Genomic DNA, 18,087 nt, shown 5'->3' with positions numbered 1-18,087 from the left:
ACACCCCGTAAACACATCCCCCGGGCCTGTGCCTGGGCGTGCGTCGATGTCTTTACCTATCTAATTAGAGGGCTTGGTTTTGGCTCAATACGTCTACACCATGCATCGGCTGAGCAAGGTCGTGCCGCCGAAGCGGGAAATTCTCAAGAATATTTCCCTGTCGTTCTTCCCCGGCGCCAAGATCGGCGTGCTGGGCCTGAACGGCGCGGGTAAATCGACCCTGCTGCGGATCATGGCGGGCGTCGACAAGGAATTCGACGGCGAAGCCCGTCCGATGCCCGACATCAACGTCGGCTACCTGCCCCAGGAGCCGCAGCTGGACCCGAGCAAGACCGTGCGTGAAGTGGTCGAGGAAGCGGTCAGCGTGATCAAGGACGCCCAGGCCCGCCTGGACGAGGTCTACGCCGCCTACGCCGATCCCGATGCCGACTTCGACAAGCTGGCCGCCGAGCAGGCCAAGCTCGAGGCGATCCTGCAGGCCGCCGACGGCCACAACCTCGAGCGCCAGCTGGACGTCGCCGCCGACGCCCTGCGCCTGCCGGCCTGGGAGGCGAAGATCGAGCACCTGTCCGGTGGCGAGAAGCGCCGCGTGGCGCTGTGTCGCCTGCTGCTGTCGGCCCCCGACATGCTGCTGCTGGACGAACCGACCAACCACCTGGACGCCGACTCGGTGGCCTGGCTGGAGCGCTTCCTGCACGACTTCCCGGGCACCGTGGTGGCGATCACCCACGACCGCTACTTCCTCGACAACGTCGCCGGCTGGATCCTCGAACTGGACCGCGGCGCGGGCATCCCGTACGAAGGCAACTACTCGGGCTGGCTGGAAGCCAAGTCGGACCGTCTGGCGCAGGAATCCAAGCAGCAGAGCGCCCACGAGAAGGCCATGAAAGAGGAACTGGAGTGGGTGCGCAAAGGCGCCAAGGCCCGCCAGTCCAAATCCAAGGCCCGTCTGCAGCGTTTCGAAGAAATGCAGTCGCAGGAATTCCAGAAGCGCAGCGAGACCAACGAGATCTACATCCCGGCCGGTCCGCGCCTGGGCGACAAGGTCATTGAGTTCAAGAACGTCACCAAGGGCTATGGCGATCGCGTGCTGATCGACAACCTGTCGTTCGCCATGCCCAAGGGCGCCATCGTCGGCGTGATCGGCGGTAACGGTGCCGGTAAGTCGACCCTGTTCCGCATGCTGATGGGCAAGGAGCAGCCGGACTCGGGCAGCATCGAGATCGGCGAAACCGTGCAACTGGCCTGCGTCGACCAGAGCCGCGAGGACCTGGACGGCGCCAAGACCGTGTTCCAGCAGATTTCCGACGGCTCCGACCAGATTCGCATCGGCAGCTACGAGATCCCGTCGCGCACCTACGTCGGGCGCTTCAACTTCAAGGGCGGCGACCAGCAGAAGTTCGTCAAGGACCTCTCCGGTGGTGAGCGTGGCCGCCTGCACCTGGCCCTGACCCTGAAAGAGGGCGGCAACGTCCTGCTGCTCGACGAACCGTCCAACGACCTCGACGTCGAAACCCTGCGTTCCCTGGAAGAAGCCCTGCTGGACTTCCCCGGCGCCGCCATCGTGATTTCCCACGACCGTTGGTTCCTGGACCGTGTGGCCACGCATATCCTGGCCTACGAGGACGATTCGAGCGTGGTGTTCTTCGAGGGCAACTACACCGAGTACGAAGCCGACCGCAAGAAGCGCCTGGGCGATGCCGCCGCCCAGCCGCACCGTGTGCGTCACAAGAAACTGGCCCAGTAAGCCGGTTTTCGCTGCACAAGGATGGGGCCCTCAGGGGCCCCATTTTTGTGCCTGGACAGGCTGTTTGTTTTTGTTTGCGTGGGCGCGGGCTTGCCCTGCGATGGCTCGTGTTCAGGCAATCGCGGGGCAAGCCCGCTCCCACGATCCAGTCATTGATCCTGTATACACTTATATAAATTGCACCAAATAATTTCATAAAAACGACATTTCGCCCTGTTCCAGTGCGATTGGTTCTTGGTACATTCCTGAAAAAACCAAAAACAATCCCTCTTGGTGAGATGTCTACCATGATCGAATCTGTCGACGCCTTCCTGGCCCGCCTGCAACAGCGCGACCCGGCCCAGCCCGAATTCCACCAGGCCGTGGAAGAGGTGCTGCGCAGCCTGTGGCCGTTCCTCGAGCAAAACCCCCACTACCTTCAAGCCGGCATCCTCGAACGCATGGTCGAGCCCGAGCGCGCGGTGCTGTTCCGTGTGTCGTGGGTCGATGACCAGGGCAAGGTCCAGGTCAACCGCGGCTACCGCATCCAGATGAGCAGCGCCATTGGCCCGTACAAGGGCGGCCTGCGCTTCCACCCGTCGGTGAACCTGGGCGTGCTCAAGTTCCTGGCCTTCGAGCAGGTGTTCAAGAACTCCCTGACCTCGCTGCCCATGGGCGGCGGCAAGGGTGGTTCGGACTTCGATCCGAAGGGCAAGAGCGATGCCGAGGTGATGCGTTTCTGCCAGGCGTTCATGAGCGAGCTGTACCGCCATATTGGCGCCGACCTCGACGTGCCGGCCGGTGACATCGGCGTCGGTGCCCGCGAGATCGGCTTCCTGTTCGGCCAGTACAAGCGCCTGGCCAACCAGTTCACCTCGGTCCTGACCGGCAAGGGCATGAGCTACGGCGGCAGCCTGATCCGCCCGGAAGCCACCGGCTACGGCTGCGTGTACTTCGCCGAGGAGATGCTCAAGCGCCAGGAGCAACGCATCGATGGTCGCCGCGTGGCCATCTCCGGCTCCGGCAACGTGGCCCAGTACGCCGCGCGCAAGGTCATGGACCTGGGCGGCAAGGTGATTTCGCTGTCTGACTCGGAGGGCACGCTGTTCTGCGAAGCCGGGCTCAACGATGCCCAGTGGGAGGCGCTGATGGCGCTGAAGAACGTCAAGCGTGGCCGCATCAGCGAGTTGGCCGGGCAGTTCGGCCTGGAGTTCCGCCCGGGCCAGACACCATGGTCGCTGCCTTGCGACATCGCCCTGCCGTGCGCCACCCAGAACGAGCTGAACGCCGAGGACGCCCGCACCCTGCTGCGCAATGGCTGCATCTGCGTGGCCGAAGGCGCCAACATGCCGACCACCCTGGAGGCTGTGGATATCTTCATCGAGGCCGGCATTCTCTACGCGCCGGGCAAGGCGTCCAACGCCGGCGGCGTGGCCGTGTCGGGCCTGGAGATGTCGCAGAACGCCATGCGCCTGCTGTGGACGGCCGGTGAAGTGGACAGCAAGCTGCACAACATCATGCAGTCGATCCACCATGCCTGCGTGCATTACGGCGAAGAGGCCGATGGCACGGTGAACTACGTCAAGGGCGCCAACATCGCCGGCTTCGTCAAAGTGGCCGATGCCATGCTGGCGCAAGGCGTGGTCTGATCCGGAACTGCTGGGGCCGCTTTGCGGCCCTTTCGCGGCACAAGGCCGCACCTACAGGGAACACGATAGCCTGAGCCATCGCGTATCCCTGTAGGAGCGGCCTTGTGTCGCGAAAGGGCTGCAAGGCAGCCCCATGGCCCTCAAGTCTCAACCCTGACTTCAAGCACCTCGATCATCTGATCCCCCGCCGGCCTGCGCCACAGCACCTCATCCCCAGGCCCTGCCCCCAACAGCGCCCGCCCCAGCGGCGAGCCCCAGTTGATCAGCCCGTGAACGGCATCCGCTTCATCCTCGCCCACCAGCCGCACCTCCTGCTCCTGGCCGGCCTCGTCGACGAAGCGTACCCGGCTGCCAATCTGTGCCTTTTCGGTAGACGTCGGCGCCGGCACCAGCTGGGCACTCTGTACCCGCGCATTGAAATAGCGCAGGTCGCGCTCGGCATCGGCCAGGCGCTGCTTGTCGGCTCGTTCGCCCTGGGCCTGCAGTTCGCTGCGCAGGGCATTGAGCGCTGCCACGCGTTGCTGCAGCTGGGCCAGGCCGCTGGCGGTGACGTAGTTGGGCTGGTCGCTGACGCGCCGCTCCACCGGCTGGCTGGCCTGGGCGGCGGCCTGGTCTTCGTTGACGAATGCTCGGCTCATGCGCGGGCCTCCTTGTGCTGGAGACCATGGTGGCAGGTAGCGGGTTTCAACGGTTGTCTGTTTGCGACGTCAATTCGGCCGGTAGGCGCGGGCGGCGCCCTGGTCTTTCTCGCGTTGCCAGTCGCGGTCGCGCTCGTCCCAGTAACGCTCGCGGTACTGGCGGGTGTCCTGGTTGCTCTGCATGGCGTGGCACTGGCGAAAGCCGTCGTCCCAGCCGGTTTCGTACTGAGCCTCGTGCAGGTAGCGCGGCACGTTCTTGCGAAACTCGCCGACCATCAGCCCGGCGGCCTGGCGGCCGCTGCTGCAACCGTCGTCGAAGCCGTCGGCGTAGGCGGGCGGGTAGCCCTGCTGGACCATCTGTTGGTGGGTGGTTTCACACCCGGCCAGCAACAACGTGAAGCACAAGCCCAGCCAATACCGCGACATGACCACAAGACCTCGAGAGTAATGCAGCAAAGTCTAGGTGGCGGTTTGTCGGGGAGGTGTCAAAACAGTGTCAAAGAGTCGGTTGGGTCACGGATGCAGCTTGTGAAGCTGACGCTATCCCTGTGGGAGCGGCCTTGTGTCGCGATGGGGCGCGCAGCGGCCCCAGGATCTCGGCATTATGCAAAATCGTTGGGGCTGCTGCGCAGCCCATCGCGACACAAGGCCGCTCCCACAGGTAGCGCATTTGCTTCTGGCCTGTGCTGTACCTGTAGGAGCCGGCTTGCCGGCGATGGGGCCCTCAGTAGTGATACCACTTCAACTCCAGCATCACCTCGTTCTGCGCCGTGGCCAGGTGGCTGAACTGGCGGGATGCACTCAAGCGCAACCCTAGGTTCTGGCTCACTTCCCACTGCTGGTTCAGGCTGACACTGCGGCGCACCTCGCCATTGCTGAAGTAGTCGCCCTTGGCCTCCAGCGTCAGGTTGCCCAGCGGGTTGCGCCACAGCAGGCCGCCGTTGAACCCGGCCGCGGGCGCGACGAACTCGGCGAAGTCGTTGTGGTGCTCGATGCGCAGAGTACCCAGGGCGAAGCCCAGCAGCTCGTCGCCCAGTTGCCAGGTGCCGCCGGCGCCGCCATTGACCTGGCTGACCAGCACCTCGTCGTCATGCTTGCCCGGCACCCGTTCCAGGCCCCCGGCAACCTGCCACGACCAGGGTTTGAGCAGCGCGTTGCGTGGCGTCAGCGAGCGGATGGTGGCCAGGTCCAGGCGCTGCACCTGCCAGTCGTTGCCTTCGTACTGGCGCAGCTTGAGCTGGAGGATCTCGATCTGTGCGCCCAGGGGGAAGCCGTAGAGGTTGTCGTTGAGGTCGTGGTAGGCCATGCGCAGGCCGTATTCGGCGTAGGCGCGGTCTTCGCGGCTGCCTACCCCCAGTTGCCAGGTGCGCGACTGGTGGCCGTCCTCGGGCAGGCCGGGGCGTTCGATCTGCAAGGGTGGCGGCGGGTTGCGGTTGATCGCCCTGAGCAGCTCATAGCTGCGCCCGGCCTGGGCCGGGTCGCGTTCCTGGCCATTGGCGCGGTAGCGCTCCAGGCGGTAGGCGGCGTCCTGCATCAGGGCCTGGCGTTCGCGGGGCAGGGCGGTGAAGGCGGGGTCTTGCAGGTAGGCGGTGTCGCGGCTGATGGCCAGCACCTGCTGTTTTTCGCCAGGCGCAAGCGGCTCGGCGCGGGCCAGCAGTTCGCGCTCGCGCGATGGCCGGTAGCGCACGTCGGCGACCAGGCCAGACTGTTTCACCGCCTTGACCGTGTCGGTGGGGATGGCGGTCAGCGGGAACTGCGCGGTCAGGTCCAGGCTCGGGCGTGCCACCTGCAGCAGCTCCAGCAGGCGGTAGGAGCAGTTTTCGTCGAAGAAGAAATAATCGAACTTGATCTGCTTGAGCTCCCACACGTGCTCGACCATGCGCCCGGTCTCCTCCGGGGTCAGGTCCAGCTGGTACTCCCACAGGTCGCGGTTTTCCAGGCTGCGGTACTCGGACAGTTTTTCCTGGTAGGGCATCATCGCGAACAGCCCGGGGTAGCCGCCCATCAGGCCTTTCCAGGCGTAGAGAATGCTGTTGTCGCTGCCTTCGATATAGGCGCCGAAGTTGATCGCGTAGCTCAGCAGCGTGGTGTCGTTGCGCTGGGTGCTGGACTGGTCGATGCGCAGCAGGGTGTGGCCGAACATCGACGAGGGGCTGTTGAGGTAGGCGGCCGGGAAGATCAGCGCCGCGCTGTGCGGGTCGATCGACTGGTACCAGGTGCTGAACTCCTGGCAGGCCGGGCGCGGCAGGTCGCTGAGCGCCAGTTGCTCGCGCAGCCAGCGGGTGCGCGCCGGGAACACGCACTGGGCATGCCGGTCGCCCAGGCTCGCCGGGGCGTACAGCGCGGCGACCGTGGCTTGCAGTTCCTGCTCGGGATGATGGGCGCCGTCCTCGGCAAGGAAGAAGCGCGGGTCATCGACGTAACTGCGCCAGCCGCCAAGCTTGGCGGTCTCGTAGTGGCCCAGGGCGATCCAGTAGGGCGTGGCCGCCAGTTGCTGGACACGGGCCGAATCGATCTGGGGTGCGGCGTGCAGCGCGGCGCTGAACAGGAGCGCCAGGGGAGCGAGGCGTTTGAGCATGTCGGGCAACTACATCCTGATGATGCCGGAAGGTAAGCGCCAAACCCGCCCCGAGGCCGGGGCGGGAGGCGTGAGACTCAAGCCTCGGTGGCGTACTTGGCCAGTTGCGGGTCGCTCTTGAGCACGGCCAGGGTGTTGCTGTGGACAGTTTCGGCAGTCACGTCGGCGCTGCTGAAGATCTGCTGGAAGTGCTCGTGGGTGACGGCGGCGAAGTGCGCGCGGTCTTCAGGGGCCACGCCGAGGACCACGGCATAGGTGGTCAGGGCTTCGCCCTGGCCCTGGGCCATGTCTTCGGAGAGCTCGTTCATCATGCCGTTCATGGCGAACCAGGACTTGCCGCCATAGGTGAGTGCGGCCTTGGTCGAGCAGCCGTTGGTGCCCGAGGTCATGCCGAAGGTTGCGTTGCCGGAGGTGCCGTTGGTGGTGGAAGCCAGGAAGTGGGCCGGGGTGCCGCGCTGGCCCTCGAACAGCAGGTTGCCCCAGCCGCAGTTCGGGCCGCCTGGCGATTCGGCCATGGCGTTGATCGAGACAGCGGCGAACAGAGTACCCAGAAGAATCCGTTTCATAGCGTTGTTCTCTTTCTCAAGTGACGTACCAATGGTCAGGGTTCTGGCAACGCGGTTGCCAGGACAGGGGGATTTGCATCCCCCCGCGCAGCTTGGAGTTTAGGCACGATCCAAAGGTTGCGTTGTTTATTGCGAAAAATTGCATAGCCGCGGCGCGCCGCCGGCCTGCGACATAAAGTCTCGCGCAGCCTTGCCGCTAGGCGCTGGCAGCGCCAGAATGCCTTTCATCCGCCCCGCCGAAGTAAGGAAACCCAATGCCCGATCCTGTCGCCTCGCGCCTGCGTCTCGCGCCCGAAGCCCTGACCCGGCGTTTCTCCCCCGAGCAGTTCGCTTTTTCCAATACCGACGATCTGGAGCCGTTTCGTGGAGTCCTGGGCCAGGAGCGTGCCGTCGAGGCCCTGCAGTTCGGCGTGGCCATGCCGCGCCCCGGTTACAACGTGTACGTCATGGGCGAGCCTGGCACGGGTCGCTTCTCGTTCGTCAAGCGCTACCTGAAGGCCGAGGGCAAGCGTCAGCAGACCCCGGCCGACTGGCTGTACGTCAACAATTTCGAGGATTCCCGCGAGCCGCGTGCCCTGGAGCTGCCGGCCGGCAGCGCGCACGCCTTCATCAGCGACATGGGCGGGCTGATCGACAACCTGCTGGCGACCTTCCCGGCGGTATTCGAACACCCCGCGTACCAGCAGAAGAAAAGCGCCATCGACCGTGCCTTCAACCAGCGCTACGACCGCGCCCTCGATGTGATCGAGCGCGCCTCGCTGGAAAAGGACGTGGCCCTGTACCGCGACAGCAGCAACGTCGCCTTCACCCCCATGGCCGACGGCAAGGCCCTGGACGAGGCCGAGTTCGCCCAACTGCCCGAGGACGTGCGCGAGCGCTTCCATGAGGACATCGCCGAACTCGAGGAGCGCCTCAACGAGGAGCTGTCGAGCCTGCCGCAGTGGAAGCGCGAGTCGAACAACCAGCTGCGCCAGCTCAACGAAGAGACCATCACCCTGGCCTTGCAGCCGCTGCTGGCGCCGCTGTCGGAAAAGTACGCGGAAAACGCCGCGGTATGCGCCTACCTGCAATCGGTGCAGTTGAACCTGCTGCGCACCGTGGTCGAGCAACTGGTCGACGACGCCAAGACCGACGCGGTGGCGCGCAAGATGCTCGAGGAGCAGTACGCCCCCAGCCTGGTGGTCGGCCACTGCGGCAATGGCGGCGCGCCGGTGGTGTTCGAGCCGCACCCGACCTACGACAACTTGTTCGGGCGCATCGAATACAGCACCGACCAGGGCGCGCTGTACACCTCCTACCGCCAGTTGCGCCCGGGCGCGCTGCACCGTGCCAACGGCGGCTTCCTGATCCTGGAGGCCGAGAAGATGCTCGGCGAGCCGTTCGTCTGGGACGCGCTCAAGCGCGCCTTGCAGTCGCGCAAGCTGAAAATGGAGTCGCCGCTCGGCGAGCTGGGCCGGGTCGCCAGCGTGAGCCTGACGCCGCAGATGATCCCGCTCAGCGTCAAGCTGATCATCATCGGTTCGCGCCAGCTGTACTACGCGCTGCAAGACCACGATTCGGACTTCCAGGAGATGTTCCGGGTGCTGGTCGACTTCGACGAAGACATGCCCATGGTCGACGAGAACCTGGAGCAGTTCGCCCAGTTGCTGCGCACCCGTACCAACGAGGAAGGCATGGCACCGCTGACCAGCGACGCGGTGGCGCGCCTGGCCACCTACAGCGCGCGCCTGGCCGAGAACCAGTCGCGGCTGTCGGCGCGCATCGGCGACTTGTTCCAGCTGGTCAGCGAGGCCGACTTCATCCGCCAGCTGGCCAACGAGGCGATGACCGACGCCGGACACATCGAGCGCGCGCTCAAGGCCAAGGCCACGCGCACCGGGCGGGTCTCGCAGCGGGTGCTCGACGACATGCTCGCCGGGATCATCCTGATCGACACCGAGGGCGCGGCGATCGGCAAGTGCAACGGCCTGACCGTGCTGGAGGTCGGCGACTCGGCGTTCGGCATGCCGGCGCGCATCTCGGCCACCGTCTACCCCGGCGGCAGCGGCATCGTCGACATCGAGCGCGAGGTCAACCTGGGCCAGCCGATTCACTCCAAGGGGGTGATGATCCTCACCGGTTACCTGGGCAGCCGCTATGCCCAGGAATTCCCCCTGGCGATCTCGGCGAGCATCGCCCTGGAGCAATCCTACGGTTATGTCGATGGCGACAGCGCCTCGCTGGGTGAGGCCTGCACGCTGATCTCGGCCTTGTCGCGCACGCCGCTCAAGCAGTGCTTTGCCATCACCGGCTCGATCAACCAGTTCGGTGAAGTGCAGGCGGTGGGTGGGGTCAACGAGAAGATCGAGGGCTTCTTCCGCCTGTGCGACGCCCGTGGCCTGACTGGCGAGCAGGGGGTGATCATCCCGCGCGCCAACGTCGCCACGCTGATGCTCGACGAGCGCGTGCTGCAAGCGGTCGAGGCTGGGCAGTTCCATGTGTATGCGGTCAGCCAGGCCGACGAAGCCTTGAGCCTGCTGGTGGGCGAGGAGGCCGGCGCGCTGGACGACAAGGGCCAGTTCGTCGAGGGCAGCGTCAATGCGCGGGTGGTCGAGCGCCTGCGCGAGATCGCCGAGATGATCAGCGAGGAAGAGATCAAGGAGGCCGAAAAGGAACGGCTGGAAGAGATGGTGGCCCAGGCCAAGCCGGCTTGAGTCAATAAACCGGCGCTAGCGGCGAAGTGCTACCGTTCAGCGCCGGTTTTCTAACTTTTTCCGCAGGTCGGCTACAGTGGAACTTAAGGACGTTGTCAGGGTTCAGGATGGAAACAGCCTGGCGGTTTCAGGCTGAACAAGGCTTTACAGAGGGGACGCCGCCATGCGCAACCTCAGCCTCACCCGCCAGTGCCTGGGCCTGGTGACCCGCATCGAATGCAGCATCCGTCCGCTGGCTGGCGACACTGGCATGTGGACCTTGCTGTTCGCCGCCGGCATGGCCGGCGAACAACCCTCGGCAATCAAGGCCCAGGGCCCGTTCCATGGGCCGATGGTGGCCGAGTCGGTGATGAACGCCATTGTCGACAGCCTCACCCTGCATGGTTACCAGGTTGCCGAAGATCCGCAGATCTGGTGCCTGCACCTGCAGGCGCAACTGCGCCGGATCAACGGCGAGCGCTGCCGCAATCTTGGGGACTACCAGTTCCACCCGGAAACCTGATCCTATTGCTTGCGTTGTAGGAGCCAGCCTTGCTGGCGAACCTCTGCGGCCCCGGTTCGCCAGCAAGGCTGGCTCCTACAGGTGTATCGCGAAACGACCATAGGCTTTTGCTGGCACAGGTGGCTGGCTATACTCGCCCTCGCTTTTCCAGTCACCTCACGAGTCAATCACTGTCCATGGAACGTATCCTCGAAAACGCGATGTATGCCTCGCGCTGGCTGCTCGCCCCGATCTATTTCGGCCTCTCGCTGGGCCTGCTGGCATTGGCCCTGAAGTTCTTCCAGGAAATCATCCATGTCCTGCCCAACGTCTTCACCCTCGCCGAAGCCGACCTGATCCTGGTGATCCTGTCGCTGATCGACATGTCGCTGGTTGGCGGCCTGCTGGTGATGGTGATGATCTCCGGCTACGAGAACTTCGTCTCGCAGCTGGACATCGACGAGAGCAAGGAAAAGCTCAACTGGCTGGGCAAGATGGATTCCTCGTCGCTGAAGATGAAGGTCGCCGCCTCGATCGTGGCCATTTCCTCGATCCACCTGCTGCGGGTGTTCATGGATGCGCAGAACATCTCCACCGACTACCTGATGTGGTACGTGATCATCCACATGACCTTCGTCATCTCGGCGTTCGTCATGGGTTACCTGGATCGCATCACCAAGCACTGATCCGTTTGCCCCGCGATCTTTCTGACCGGCGGCAGCTTGTGCTTTCGCCGTTGTCGTACAAAAAATGAGCACTCATGCGTGGTTCCCGCAGCGAGGTGCGCCCATGAACCTGCATCAGCTCAACACCGAGGCCAGGGCTGGCCATGTCGACGAACTGAACCTGATCGCCATCGAAGGCGGCGATTACCTGCTCGAGGCCCGGGTCAAGGGCCGCGCCCATCCCCTGGACGATACCCGTGGCCAGCGCCTGCGGGTGCATTCGGTGGAGGATGCGCGCCTGCTGCTGCAAGCCCTGCCGCTGCTGTCGATGAACCTGGTGCACTGGTCCGTGCAGGACGAGATGTGCGGCCTTGGCGTGCACCCGGAAGAAGACCTCAAGGTCCCGATTTCCCAGCGTTCGGCCTGGTAGCTGCTTCGCGCGGCGCCAGTGTGCTAGGCTGCTCGCCCTTTTCAACAAGGGCGCGGAAGCAGTGCGCCCTTACGTGGAGCAAGCCAATGTCCGAACTCAACCTGTCCACCGACGAATCCCGCGTCAGCTACGGCATCGGCCGTCAGCTGGGCGGCCAGCTGCGTGACAACCCGCCACCGGGCGTCAACCTGAACGCCATCGTGGCCGGCCTGACCGACGCCTTCAATGGCGCCGACAGCCGCGTCAGCGAAGAAGACCTGTCGGCCGCCTTCAAGGTGATCCGCGAAGTGATGCAGGCCGAAGCCGCTGCCAAGGCCGAAGCCGCCGCTGCCGCCGGCAAGGAATTCCTGGTCGAAAACGCCAAGCGCGAAGGCATCGTCACCCTGGCCTCGGGCCTGCAGTACGAAGTGCTGAGCGCAGGTGAAGGCGCCAAGCCGTCCCGCGAAGACAACGTGCGTACCCACTACCACGGCACCCTGATCGACGGCACCGTGTTCGACAGCTCCTACGAGCGCGGCCAGCCTGCCGAATTCCCGGTCGGTGGCGTGATCGCCGGTTGGACCGAGGCCCTGCAGCTGATGAACGCCGGCAGCAAGTGGCGCCTGTACGTGCCGAGCGAGCTGGCCTACGGCGCCCAGGGCGTTGGTAGCATCCCGCCGCACAGCACCCTGGTGTTCGACGTCGAGCTGCTCGACGTTCTGTAATGCCCGTTCGCCGGCAAGCCGGCTCCTGCAGATTGCCCATGCGTCCCGTAGGAGCCGGCTTGCCGGCGAAGCTTTTTCAGTTCCAATCGGTTCCCCCCGGGCGCAATGCCCGCGCATAGCAGAACAGGAACAGATTGCGCACCAGCTCCTTGAGCACCCCCGGTTCACTGGAATTGAGCCCCATCAGGTCGAGGTCGCCCTGGTCGCGCAGTTCGTCGAGCGCGTCTTCCTCGAGCACGGCACAGACCTCGCCGGTCTCGCGGTGCAGGATGCGCAGGTAGGGGTGGGGGCGGTCGAGCCAGGCGTCGATCAGATAAGTCATGGCTACTCTCCTTGGATAATGTTTCCAATGAGAATAATTCTTATTATCAAAATAGCAAGAGACTATTGGAAGATTTCTTCCCAAGGGTGCAGCCGATCCTGTTGCAGGATCTGTCAGGGCCGCCCGCTGGGCAGCCCCGAGGGGCAGGGGATCAGACCTTGCGCACGAATTCCGACTTCAGCTTCATCGCGCCGATGCCGTCAATCTTGCAGTCGATGTCGTGGTCGCCATCGCACAGGCGGATGTTCTTGACCTTGGTGCCGACCTTGACCACCAGGGACGAGCCCTTGACCTTGAGGTCCTTGATCACGGTGACGGTGTCGCCGTCCTGGAGGATGTTGCCGACCGAATCCTTCTTCACCACGTCGTCGCTGGCGGCTTCGGCTTCGCCGTTGGCCGACCACTCGTGGGCGCATTCGGGGCAGATCAGTTGGGTGCCATCCTCATAGGTGTATTCGGAGTTGCATTTGGGGCAGGGTGGCAGAGTGCTCACGGCTTTTCCTTTCAAGTACAGACGAACAAAGGCGCACATTGTATAAGGTTTTGCCTGGGAAATGTGCTTTGCCTGTGCAAAAGCATTCGCGGGTAAACCCGCTTCTACAGGTAGACCATGCTTTCAAGCGCAGTGGAGTACCTGTAGGAGCGGGTTTACCCGCGAAGAAGGCGACGCGATTCGTTCTAGTGCGTGCGTGCTACGGCAAATTCGCTCAGCTCGACCAGCGCATCCCGGTACTCGCTGGCGGGCAGCACTTCCAGGCAAGCGATGGCGCGGGCGACGTAGTCGCGGGCCATTTGCGCGGTGTAGTCCAGGGCGCCGGAGGCCTCGACGGCGACGCGGATCTGCTCGAGGTCCTCGAGGCCGCCTTTCTGGATGGCCTGGCGTACCAGCGCGGCTTGCTCGGCGGTGCCTTCGCGCATGGTGTAGATCAGCGGCAGGGTCGGCTTGCCTTCGGCCAGGTCGTCGCCGACGTTCTTGCCCAGGGTCTCGGAGTCGCCCTTGTAGTCCAGCAGGTCGTCGACCAGCTGGAAGGCCACGCCCAGGTGGTCGCCGAAGGTGCGCAGGGCCTCGCGCTGCTCGTCGCTGGCGCCGGCCAGCGCCGCGGCGCTGTGGGTCGAGGCCTCGAACAGCATCGCGGTCTTGCCGCGGATGACGTCCATGTACACCTCTTCGGTGGTGCTGGCGTCGCGTACCCGCGACAGCTGCAGCACTTCGCCCTCGGCGATCACCCGGGTGGCCTTGGAGAGGATCTGCATGACCGGCATCGAGCCCAGCTCGACCATCATCTCGAACGAGCGCGAGTACAGGAAGTCGCCCACCAGCACGCTCGGCGCGTTGCCCCACAGGGCGTTGGCGGTGGAGCGGCCACGGCGCATGCCGGACATGTCGACCACGTCGTCATGCAGCAGGGTGGCGGTGTGCAGGAATTCGATGGTCGCTGCCAGCAGGCGCAGGTCGTCGCCTTCGCGACCCAGGGCCTTGCCGCACAGCAGCACCAGCAGCGGGCGCAGGCGTTTGCCGCCGGCGGACGTGATATAGTCGCCGATCTTCGATACCAGCGGCACGCGCGAGGTCAGCTGCTTCTTGATGATCTCGTCGACGGCGCTGAAATCGTCAGCTACCGCGCGGTAGAAAGATTGGGGTTGCATCGGCTGCTCCATTGAGGTTGCGCGGCATGCTAGGTCGCAGGTCCCGGTGTGTCAAGGCGCGCAGGCCGTGGCCCGGGGCCGGCACTTGCAAGCATTTCTTGGGTTGCGTACAATCGCGCACCCTAACTTTCCTGGGCAGCACCTGCCTTACGCAATTGCACCGGGCCGTTCCAGCCTTGTGCAGCCATGCCAGCCAATACTCATCATATAAAGCGCTGGGTGAGCAGGATTATCGGAGATTCAAAATGTCTTACGCAGTAATCGTTACCGGCGGCAAGCAGTACAAAGTCGCTGAAGGTGAATTCCTCAAGATCGAAAAGCTGGAAGTCGCCACTGGCGAATCCGTGACCTTCGATCGCGTTCTGCTGGTCGCCAACGGTGAAGAAGTCACCATCGGTGCTCCAGTGGTTGCTGGCGCTAAAGTAGTGGCCGAAGTCGTTTCCCAAGGCCGCCACGACAAGGTTCGCATCATCAAGTTCCGTCGTCGTAAGCACCACATGAAGCGCATGGGCCACCGCCAGTGGTTCACCGAAATCAAAATCACCGGTATCCAGGCTTAATCGCCTCGATCCCCTGAATTTATTGGAGAATTGAACCATGGCTCACAAGAAGGCTGGTGGTAGTACTCGTAACGGTCGCGACTCAGAATCGAAACGCCTTGGCGTGAAGATGTATGGCGGCCAGGTTATCAAGCCGGGCAACATCATCGTCCGTCAGCGCGGCACCGAATTCCACGCAGGCTACGGCGTTGGCATGGGCAAGGACCACACCTTGTTCGCCAAGATCGAAGGCGTGATCAAGTTCGAGAAGAAAGGCGAGTTCATGCGCCGTTACGTGAGCATCGTCGCCGCTTAATCGCGACGTCGCTCCAGAAGCCCCGTCATGCGACGGGGCTTTTTCGTTTGTGGTGAGCCTCTTGCAAAGCTGTTTGAATGGGCTGCCGGCGTTGGTTTCTGGTTCGTACGGGGCCGCCGCGCTCATCTTTGCAAGAGCCTCAGGTTTTTCTGGTTTTCGACTCGTCGTCCGACGAGAGGCGGTTTTGAATGAAGTTTGTAGACGAAGTATCGATCCGGGTAAAAGCCGGTGATGGCGGCAACGGTTGCATGAGCTTCCGCCGCGAGAAATTCATCGAGAACGGCGGCCCCAACGGCGGCGACGGTGGCGATGGCGGCTCGGTGTACATGGTGGCCGACGAGAACCTCAACACCCTCGTCGACTATCGCTACACCCGTCACCACGAAGCCCAGCGCGGCCAGAACGGCGGCAGCACCGACTGCACCGGCAAGAAGGGCGAGGACCTGTTCCTGCGCGTGCCGGTCGGCACCACCGTGATCGACGCCTCGACCCAGGAAGTCATCGGTGACCTGATCACCCCTGGCCAGAAGCTGATGGTCGCCCAGGGCGGCTGGCACGGCCTGGGCAACACCCGTTTCAAGTCGAGCACCAACCGTGCGCCGCGCCAGACCACCCCAGGCAAGCCGGGTGACCAGCGCGACCTGAAGATGGAGATGAAGGTCCTGGCCGACGTCGGCCTGCTGGGCCTGCCGAACGCCGGCAAGAGCACCTTCATTCGCTCGGTTTCTGCCGCCAAGCCGAAAGTCGCCGACTACCCGTTCACCACCCTGGTGCCGAACCTGGGCGTGGTCAGCGTCGACCGCTGGAAGAGCTTCGTCATCGCCGACATTCCCGGCCTGATCGAAGGCGCTTCCGAAGGCGCCGGCCTGGGTATCCGCTTCCTCAAGCACCTGGCCCGTACCCGCGTGCTGCTGCACCTGGTCGACCTGGCGCCGCTGGACGACAGCAGCCCGGCCGATGCCGCCGAGATCATCATCAACGAGCTGGCGCAGTTCAGCCCGGCGCTGGTCGATCGTGAGCGCTGGCTGGTGCTGAACAAGGCCGACATGATCATGGACGACGAGAAGGACGCGCGCGTCAAGGAAGTGGTCGAGCGCCTGAACTGGGACGGCCCGGTGTACGTGATCTCGGCCATCGCCAAGCAGGGCACCGAGAAGCTCAGCCACGACCTGATGCGTTACCTCGAAGACCGCGCCGACCGCCTGGCCAACGACCCGGCCTACGCCGCCGAGTTGGCCGAGCTGGACCAGCGCATCGAGGACGAGGCCCGCGCCCAGCTGCAGGCCCTGGACGACGCCCGCACCCTGCGCCGCACCGGCGTCAAGAGCGTGCACGACATCGGCGACGATGACGACTGGGATGATTTCGAGGACGACGAAGACGGCCCGGAAATCATTTACGTGCGCGACTGATCGGTTGCAGTACACTAAACGCCGCTCTCTGGAGCGGCGTTTTTGTATCCACGGTATCTACAGATTCGACATAGGTTGGAAGAGAAGATGCGAAGCAAGGTGACGGGCGCCAAGCGCTGGGTCGTGAAGATCGGCAGCGCGTTGCTGACCGCCGATGGCAAGGGCCTCGACCGCGGCGCGATGGCGGTCTGGGTCGAGCAGATGGTGGCCCTGCGTGAAGCGGGCGTGGAACTGGTGCTGGTCTCCTCCGGGGCCGTCGCGGCGGGCATGAGCCAGCTGGGCTGGACCTCGCGACCGAGTGCGATGAACGAGCTGCAGGCCGCGGCTTCCATCGGCCAGATGCGCCTGGTGCAGGCCTGGGAGTCGAGCTTCGGCGAGCACGGCAAGCACACCGCGCAGATCCTCCTGACCCACGACGACCTCTCCGACCGCAAGCGTTACCTCAATGCCCGCAGCACCTTGCGCACCCTGGTCGACCTGGGCGTGGTGCCGGTGATCAACGAGAACGACACGGTGGTCACCGACGAGATCCGCTTCGGCGACAACGACACCCTGGCCGCCCTGGTGGCCAACCTGGTGGAAGCCGACCTGCTGGTGATCCTCACCGACCGCGACGGCATGTTCGACGCCGACCCGCGCAACAACCCCGAAGCCCAGCTCATCTATGAAGCCCGTGCCGACGACCCGGCGCTGGACGCGGTGGCTGGCGGTACCGGTGGCGCCCTGGGGCGTGGCGGCATGCAGACCAAGCTGCGCGCCGCGCGCCTGGCCGCCCGTTCCGGTGCCCACACCATCATCATCGGTGGCCGTATCGAGCGCGTGCTGGATCGCCTGAAGGCCGGCGAGCGCCTGGGCACCCTGCTGTCGCCCGAGCGTGGCATGCTCGCCGCGCGCAAGCAGTGGCTGGCCGGCCACCTGCAAACCCGCGGCACCCTGGTGCTCGACGACGGGGCCGTGAAGGCGTTGCGCGAATCGAACAAGAGCCTGTTGCCGGTGGGGGTGAAGACCGTACAGGGCAGCTTCCGCCGTGGCGAGATGGTGGTCTGCGTCGGCCCCGACGGCCTGGAAGTGGCCCGCGGCCTGGCCAACTACAGCGCCCTGGAGGCGCAGAAGATCATCGGCCAGCCGTCCGACGCCATCGAGGGCCTGCTCGGCTACAGCGCCGAGCCTGAGCTGGTGCACCGCGACAACCTGGTTCTGGTCTGAAGGAGATTAGCGTGCTGAAAAGGATCATCGCCATGGCGGCGCTGGCGCTGCCAATGCTGGCCGGGGCCGAGGAAGTCGGCCAGGTGTCCACCGTGTTCAAGTTCGTCGGGCCGAATGACCGTATCGTGGTCGAGGCGTTCGACGACCCCAAGGTCGACGGCGTGACCTGCTACCTGTCGCGGGCCAAGACCGGTGGCTTGAAAGGGGGCTTGGGCTTGGCCGAGGACCGTGCCGAGGCGTCGATCGCCTGCCGTCAAGTTGGGCCGATCCACTTCAAGGGTGAGCTCAAGGATGGCGAGGAGGTGTTCAAGGAGCGCACCTCGCTGGTGTTCAAGACCATGCAGGTGGTGCGTTTTCTCGACAAGAAGCGCAATACCCTGGTGTACCTGGTGTATAGCGACCGCATGATCGAAGGCAGCCCGCAGAATGCGGTGACTGCGATCCCGATCCTGCCTTGGGCTCACTGATAGCCTGGTAGATCGCCGGGAGGCCTTTGGCCTCCTATCGCGACACAA

The 18,087-nt window shown here is 64.3% G+C and carries 19 protein-coding genes; 12 read left to right on the top strand and 7 right to left on the bottom strand.

Annotated features, from left to right (window positions below; translation table 11 throughout):
* Nucleotides 1–79: 79 nt before the first annotated feature.
* Together ettA and gdhA are read left to right on the top strand one after the other, a co-directional pair.
* The gene (gene ettA / locus KSS95_RS24065) at nt 80–1,747 is read left to right on the top strand and encodes an energy-dependent translational throttle protein EttA (RefSeq protein WP_217850329.1); all 1,668 of its coding nucleotides are present in this window, start codon (nt 80–82) and stop codon (nt 1,745–1,747) included.
* Nucleotides 1,748–2,034: 287 nt separating this feature from the next.
* A complete protein-coding gene (gdhA, locus tag KSS95_RS24060; RefSeq protein WP_217850327.1) occupies nt 2,035–3,375 on the top strand; it encodes an NADP-specific glutamate dehydrogenase in 1,341 nt (446 codons plus the stop codon).
* Between the two features lie 140 nt (nt 3,376–3,515).
* Here gdhA and KSS95_RS24055 read toward each other — a convergent pair whose 3' ends face one another.
* The 4 genes from KSS95_RS24055 to KSS95_RS24040 all read right to left on the bottom strand — a co-directional run bounded on the left by KSS95_RS24055 (nt 3,516) and on the right by KSS95_RS24040 (nt 7,157).
* Entirely contained in the window at nt 3,516–4,013 is a 498-nt protein-coding gene (locus tag KSS95_RS24055) for a GreA/GreB family elongation factor (RefSeq protein WP_217850325.1), read from the bottom strand.
* 69 nt (nt 4,014–4,082) lie between these two features.
* Complete coding sequence (locus tag KSS95_RS24050) at nt 4,083–4,439, bottom strand: hypothetical protein (protein ID WP_217850323.1); 357 nt, start codon at nt 4,437–4,439, stop codon at nt 4,083–4,085.
* Between the two features lie 298 nt (nt 4,440–4,737).
* Nucleotides 4,738–6,591, bottom strand: coding sequence for an Lnb N-terminal periplasmic domain-containing protein (locus tag KSS95_RS24045; protein ID WP_217850322.1), 1,854 nt, complete (start codon nt 6,589–6,591; stop codon nt 4,738–4,740).
* Nucleotides 6,592–6,668: 77 nt separating this feature from the next.
* Nucleotides 6,669–7,157, bottom strand: coding sequence for a DUF3015 domain-containing protein (locus KSS95_RS24040; protein ID WP_134693617.1), 489 nt, complete (start codon nt 7,155–7,157; stop codon nt 6,669–6,671).
* A 254-nt stretch (nt 7,158–7,411) separates the two neighbouring features.
* Between KSS95_RS24040 and KSS95_RS24035 the strand changes: the two genes are divergently transcribed.
* The 5 genes from KSS95_RS24035 to bamJ all read left to right on the top strand — a co-directional run bounded on the left by KSS95_RS24035 (nt 7,412) and on the right by bamJ (nt 12,130).
* On the top strand, nt 7,412–9,850 hold the full coding sequence (locus KSS95_RS24035) for a Lon protease family protein (protein ID WP_217850320.1): 2,439 nt from the start codon (nt 7,412–7,414) through the stop codon (nt 9,848–9,850).
* Between the two features lie 163 nt (nt 9,851–10,013).
* Complete coding sequence (locus KSS95_RS24030) at nt 10,014–10,352, top strand: PA4575 family protein (RefSeq protein WP_217850318.1); 339 nt, start codon at nt 10,014–10,016, stop codon at nt 10,350–10,352.
* A gap of 176 nt (nt 10,353–10,528) precedes the next feature.
* Entirely contained in the window at nt 10,529–11,017 is a 489-nt protein-coding gene (locus KSS95_RS24025; RefSeq protein ID WP_023631146.1) for a TIGR00645 family protein, read from the top strand.
* A 103-nt stretch (nt 11,018–11,120) separates the two neighbouring features.
* Entirely contained in the window at nt 11,121–11,426 is a 306-nt protein-coding gene (locus KSS95_RS24020; RefSeq protein ID WP_217850316.1) for a DUF6482 family protein, read from the top strand.
* An 86-nt stretch (nt 11,427–11,512) separates the two neighbouring features.
* Entirely contained in the window at nt 11,513–12,130 is a 618-nt protein-coding gene (bamJ, locus tag KSS95_RS24015) for a BamJ family beta-barrel-assembly machinery protein (RefSeq protein ID WP_217850314.1), read from the top strand.
* A gap of 76 nt (nt 12,131–12,206) precedes the next feature.
* Here the strand turns inward: bamJ and KSS95_RS24010 are convergent, their stop codons facing one another.
* The 3 genes from KSS95_RS24010 to KSS95_RS24000 form a co-directional block, all read right to left on the bottom strand.
* Nucleotides 12,207–12,452, bottom strand: a complete 246-nt coding sequence (locus KSS95_RS24010) for a PA4570 family protein (protein ID WP_038707330.1) — start codon at nt 12,450–12,452, stop codon at nt 12,207–12,209.
* A gap of 151 nt (nt 12,453–12,603) precedes the next feature.
* Nucleotides 12,604–12,945 carry a zinc ribbon domain-containing protein YjdM gene (locus KSS95_RS24005; protein ID WP_134693613.1) on the bottom strand — a complete coding sequence of 114 codons (342 nt, stop codon included), beginning with the start codon at nt 12,943–12,945 and terminating at the stop codon, nt 12,604–12,606.
* Between the two features lie 185 nt (nt 12,946–13,130).
* Entirely contained in the window at nt 13,131–14,099 is a 969-nt protein-coding gene (locus KSS95_RS24000) for a polyprenyl synthetase family protein (RefSeq protein ID WP_217850312.1), read from the bottom strand.
* A 245-nt stretch (nt 14,100–14,344) separates the two neighbouring features.
* Between KSS95_RS24000 and rplU the strand changes: the two genes are divergently transcribed.
* The 5 genes from rplU to KSS95_RS23975 all read left to right on the top strand — a co-directional run bounded on the left by rplU (nt 14,345) and on the right by KSS95_RS23975 (nt 18,039).
* The gene (gene rplU, locus KSS95_RS23995; protein WP_003247466.1) at nt 14,345–14,659 is read left to right on the top strand and encodes a 50S ribosomal protein L21; all 315 of its coding nucleotides are present in this window, start codon (nt 14,345–14,347) and stop codon (nt 14,657–14,659) included.
* Between the two features lie 37 nt (nt 14,660–14,696).
* Nucleotides 14,697–14,954, top strand: coding sequence for a 50S ribosomal protein L27 (rpmA, locus tag KSS95_RS23990; RefSeq protein ID WP_003247464.1), 258 nt, complete (start codon nt 14,697–14,699; stop codon nt 14,952–14,954).
* Nucleotides 14,955–15,142: 188 nt separating this feature from the next.
* Complete coding sequence (cgtA, locus tag KSS95_RS23985) at nt 15,143–16,366, top strand: Obg family GTPase CgtA (RefSeq protein ID WP_217850311.1); 1,224 nt, start codon at nt 15,143–15,145, stop codon at nt 16,364–16,366.
* Between the two features lie 87 nt (nt 16,367–16,453).
* Nucleotides 16,454–17,572: a glutamate 5-kinase gene (gene proB, locus KSS95_RS23980; protein ID WP_217850309.1), complete on the top strand. Its 1,119-nt coding sequence runs from the start codon at nt 16,454–16,456 to the stop codon at nt 17,570–17,572.
* A 32-nt stretch (nt 17,573–17,604) separates the two neighbouring features.
* The gene (locus KSS95_RS23975; RefSeq protein ID WP_217854075.1) at nt 17,605–18,039 is read left to right on the top strand and encodes a CreA family protein; all 435 of its coding nucleotides are present in this window, start codon (nt 17,605–17,607) and stop codon (nt 18,037–18,039) included.
* Nucleotides 18,040–18,087: the final 48 nt, after the last annotated feature.

Origin of the sequence: Pseudomonas muyukensis (assembly GCF_019139535.1) — a bacterium.
Taxonomy (GTDB): domain Bacteria; phylum Pseudomonadota; class Gammaproteobacteria; order Pseudomonadales; family Pseudomonadaceae; genus Aquipseudomonas; species Aquipseudomonas muyukensis.
This window is presented reverse-complemented; position numbering and strand designations above follow the sequence as displayed.

What these genes read in the sequence shown, in the direction of transcription:
- rpmA (WP_003247464.1), top strand. Translation starts at nt 14,697, where the DNA reads ATGGCTCACAAGAAGGCTGGTGGTAGTACTCGTAACGGTCGCGACTCA.
- KSS95_RS23975 (WP_217854075.1), top strand. Translation starts at nt 17,605, where the DNA reads ATGGCGGCGCTGGCGCTGCCAATGCTGGCCGGGGCCGAGGAAGTCGGC.
- KSS95_RS24025 (WP_023631146.1), top strand. Translation starts at nt 10,529, where the DNA reads ATGGAACGTATCCTCGAAAACGCGATGTATGCCTCGCGCTGGCTGCTC.
- cgtA (WP_217850311.1), top strand. Translation starts at nt 15,143, where the DNA reads ATGAAGTTTGTAGACGAAGTATCGATCCGGGTAAAAGCCGGTGATGGC.
- KSS95_RS24050 (WP_217850323.1), bottom strand. Translation starts at nt 4,439, where the DNA reads ATGTCGCGGTATTGGCTGGGCTTGTGCTTCACGTTGTTGCTGGCCGGG.
- KSS95_RS24030 (WP_217850318.1), top strand. Translation starts at nt 10,014, where the DNA reads ATGCGCAACCTCAGCCTCACCCGCCAGTGCCTGGGCCTGGTGACCCGC.
- KSS95_RS24020 (WP_217850316.1), top strand. Translation starts at nt 11,121, where the DNA reads ATGAACCTGCATCAGCTCAACACCGAGGCCAGGGCTGGCCATGTCGAC.
- KSS95_RS24045 (WP_217850322.1), bottom strand. Translation starts at nt 6,591, where the DNA reads ATGCTCAAACGCCTCGCTCCCCTGGCGCTCCTGTTCAGCGCCGCGCTG.
- bamJ (WP_217850314.1), top strand. Translation starts at nt 11,513, where the DNA reads ATGTCCGAACTCAACCTGTCCACCGACGAATCCCGCGTCAGCTACGGC.
- KSS95_RS24035 (WP_217850320.1), top strand. Translation starts at nt 7,412, where the DNA reads ATGCCCGATCCTGTCGCCTCGCGCCTGCGTCTCGCGCCCGAAGCCCTG.
- proB (WP_217850309.1), top strand. Translation starts at nt 16,454, where the DNA reads ATGCGAAGCAAGGTGACGGGCGCCAAGCGCTGGGTCGTGAAGATCGGC.
- rplU (WP_003247466.1), top strand. Translation starts at nt 14,345, where the DNA reads ATGTCTTACGCAGTAATCGTTACCGGCGGCAAGCAGTACAAAGTCGCT.
- KSS95_RS24040 (WP_134693617.1), bottom strand. Translation starts at nt 7,157, where the DNA reads ATGAAACGGATTCTTCTGGGTACTCTGTTCGCCGCTGTCTCGATCAAC.
- KSS95_RS24010 (WP_038707330.1), bottom strand. Translation starts at nt 12,452, where the DNA reads ATGACTTATCTGATCGACGCCTGGCTCGACCGCCCCCACCCCTACCTG.
- KSS95_RS24000 (WP_217850312.1), bottom strand. Translation starts at nt 14,099, where the DNA reads ATGCAACCCCAATCTTTCTACCGCGCGGTAGCTGACGATTTCAGCGCC.
- KSS95_RS24055 (WP_217850325.1), bottom strand. Translation starts at nt 4,013, where the DNA reads ATGAGCCGAGCATTCGTCAACGAAGACCAGGCCGCCGCCCAGGCCAGC.
- gdhA (WP_217850327.1), top strand. Translation starts at nt 2,035, where the DNA reads ATGATCGAATCTGTCGACGCCTTCCTGGCCCGCCTGCAACAGCGCGAC.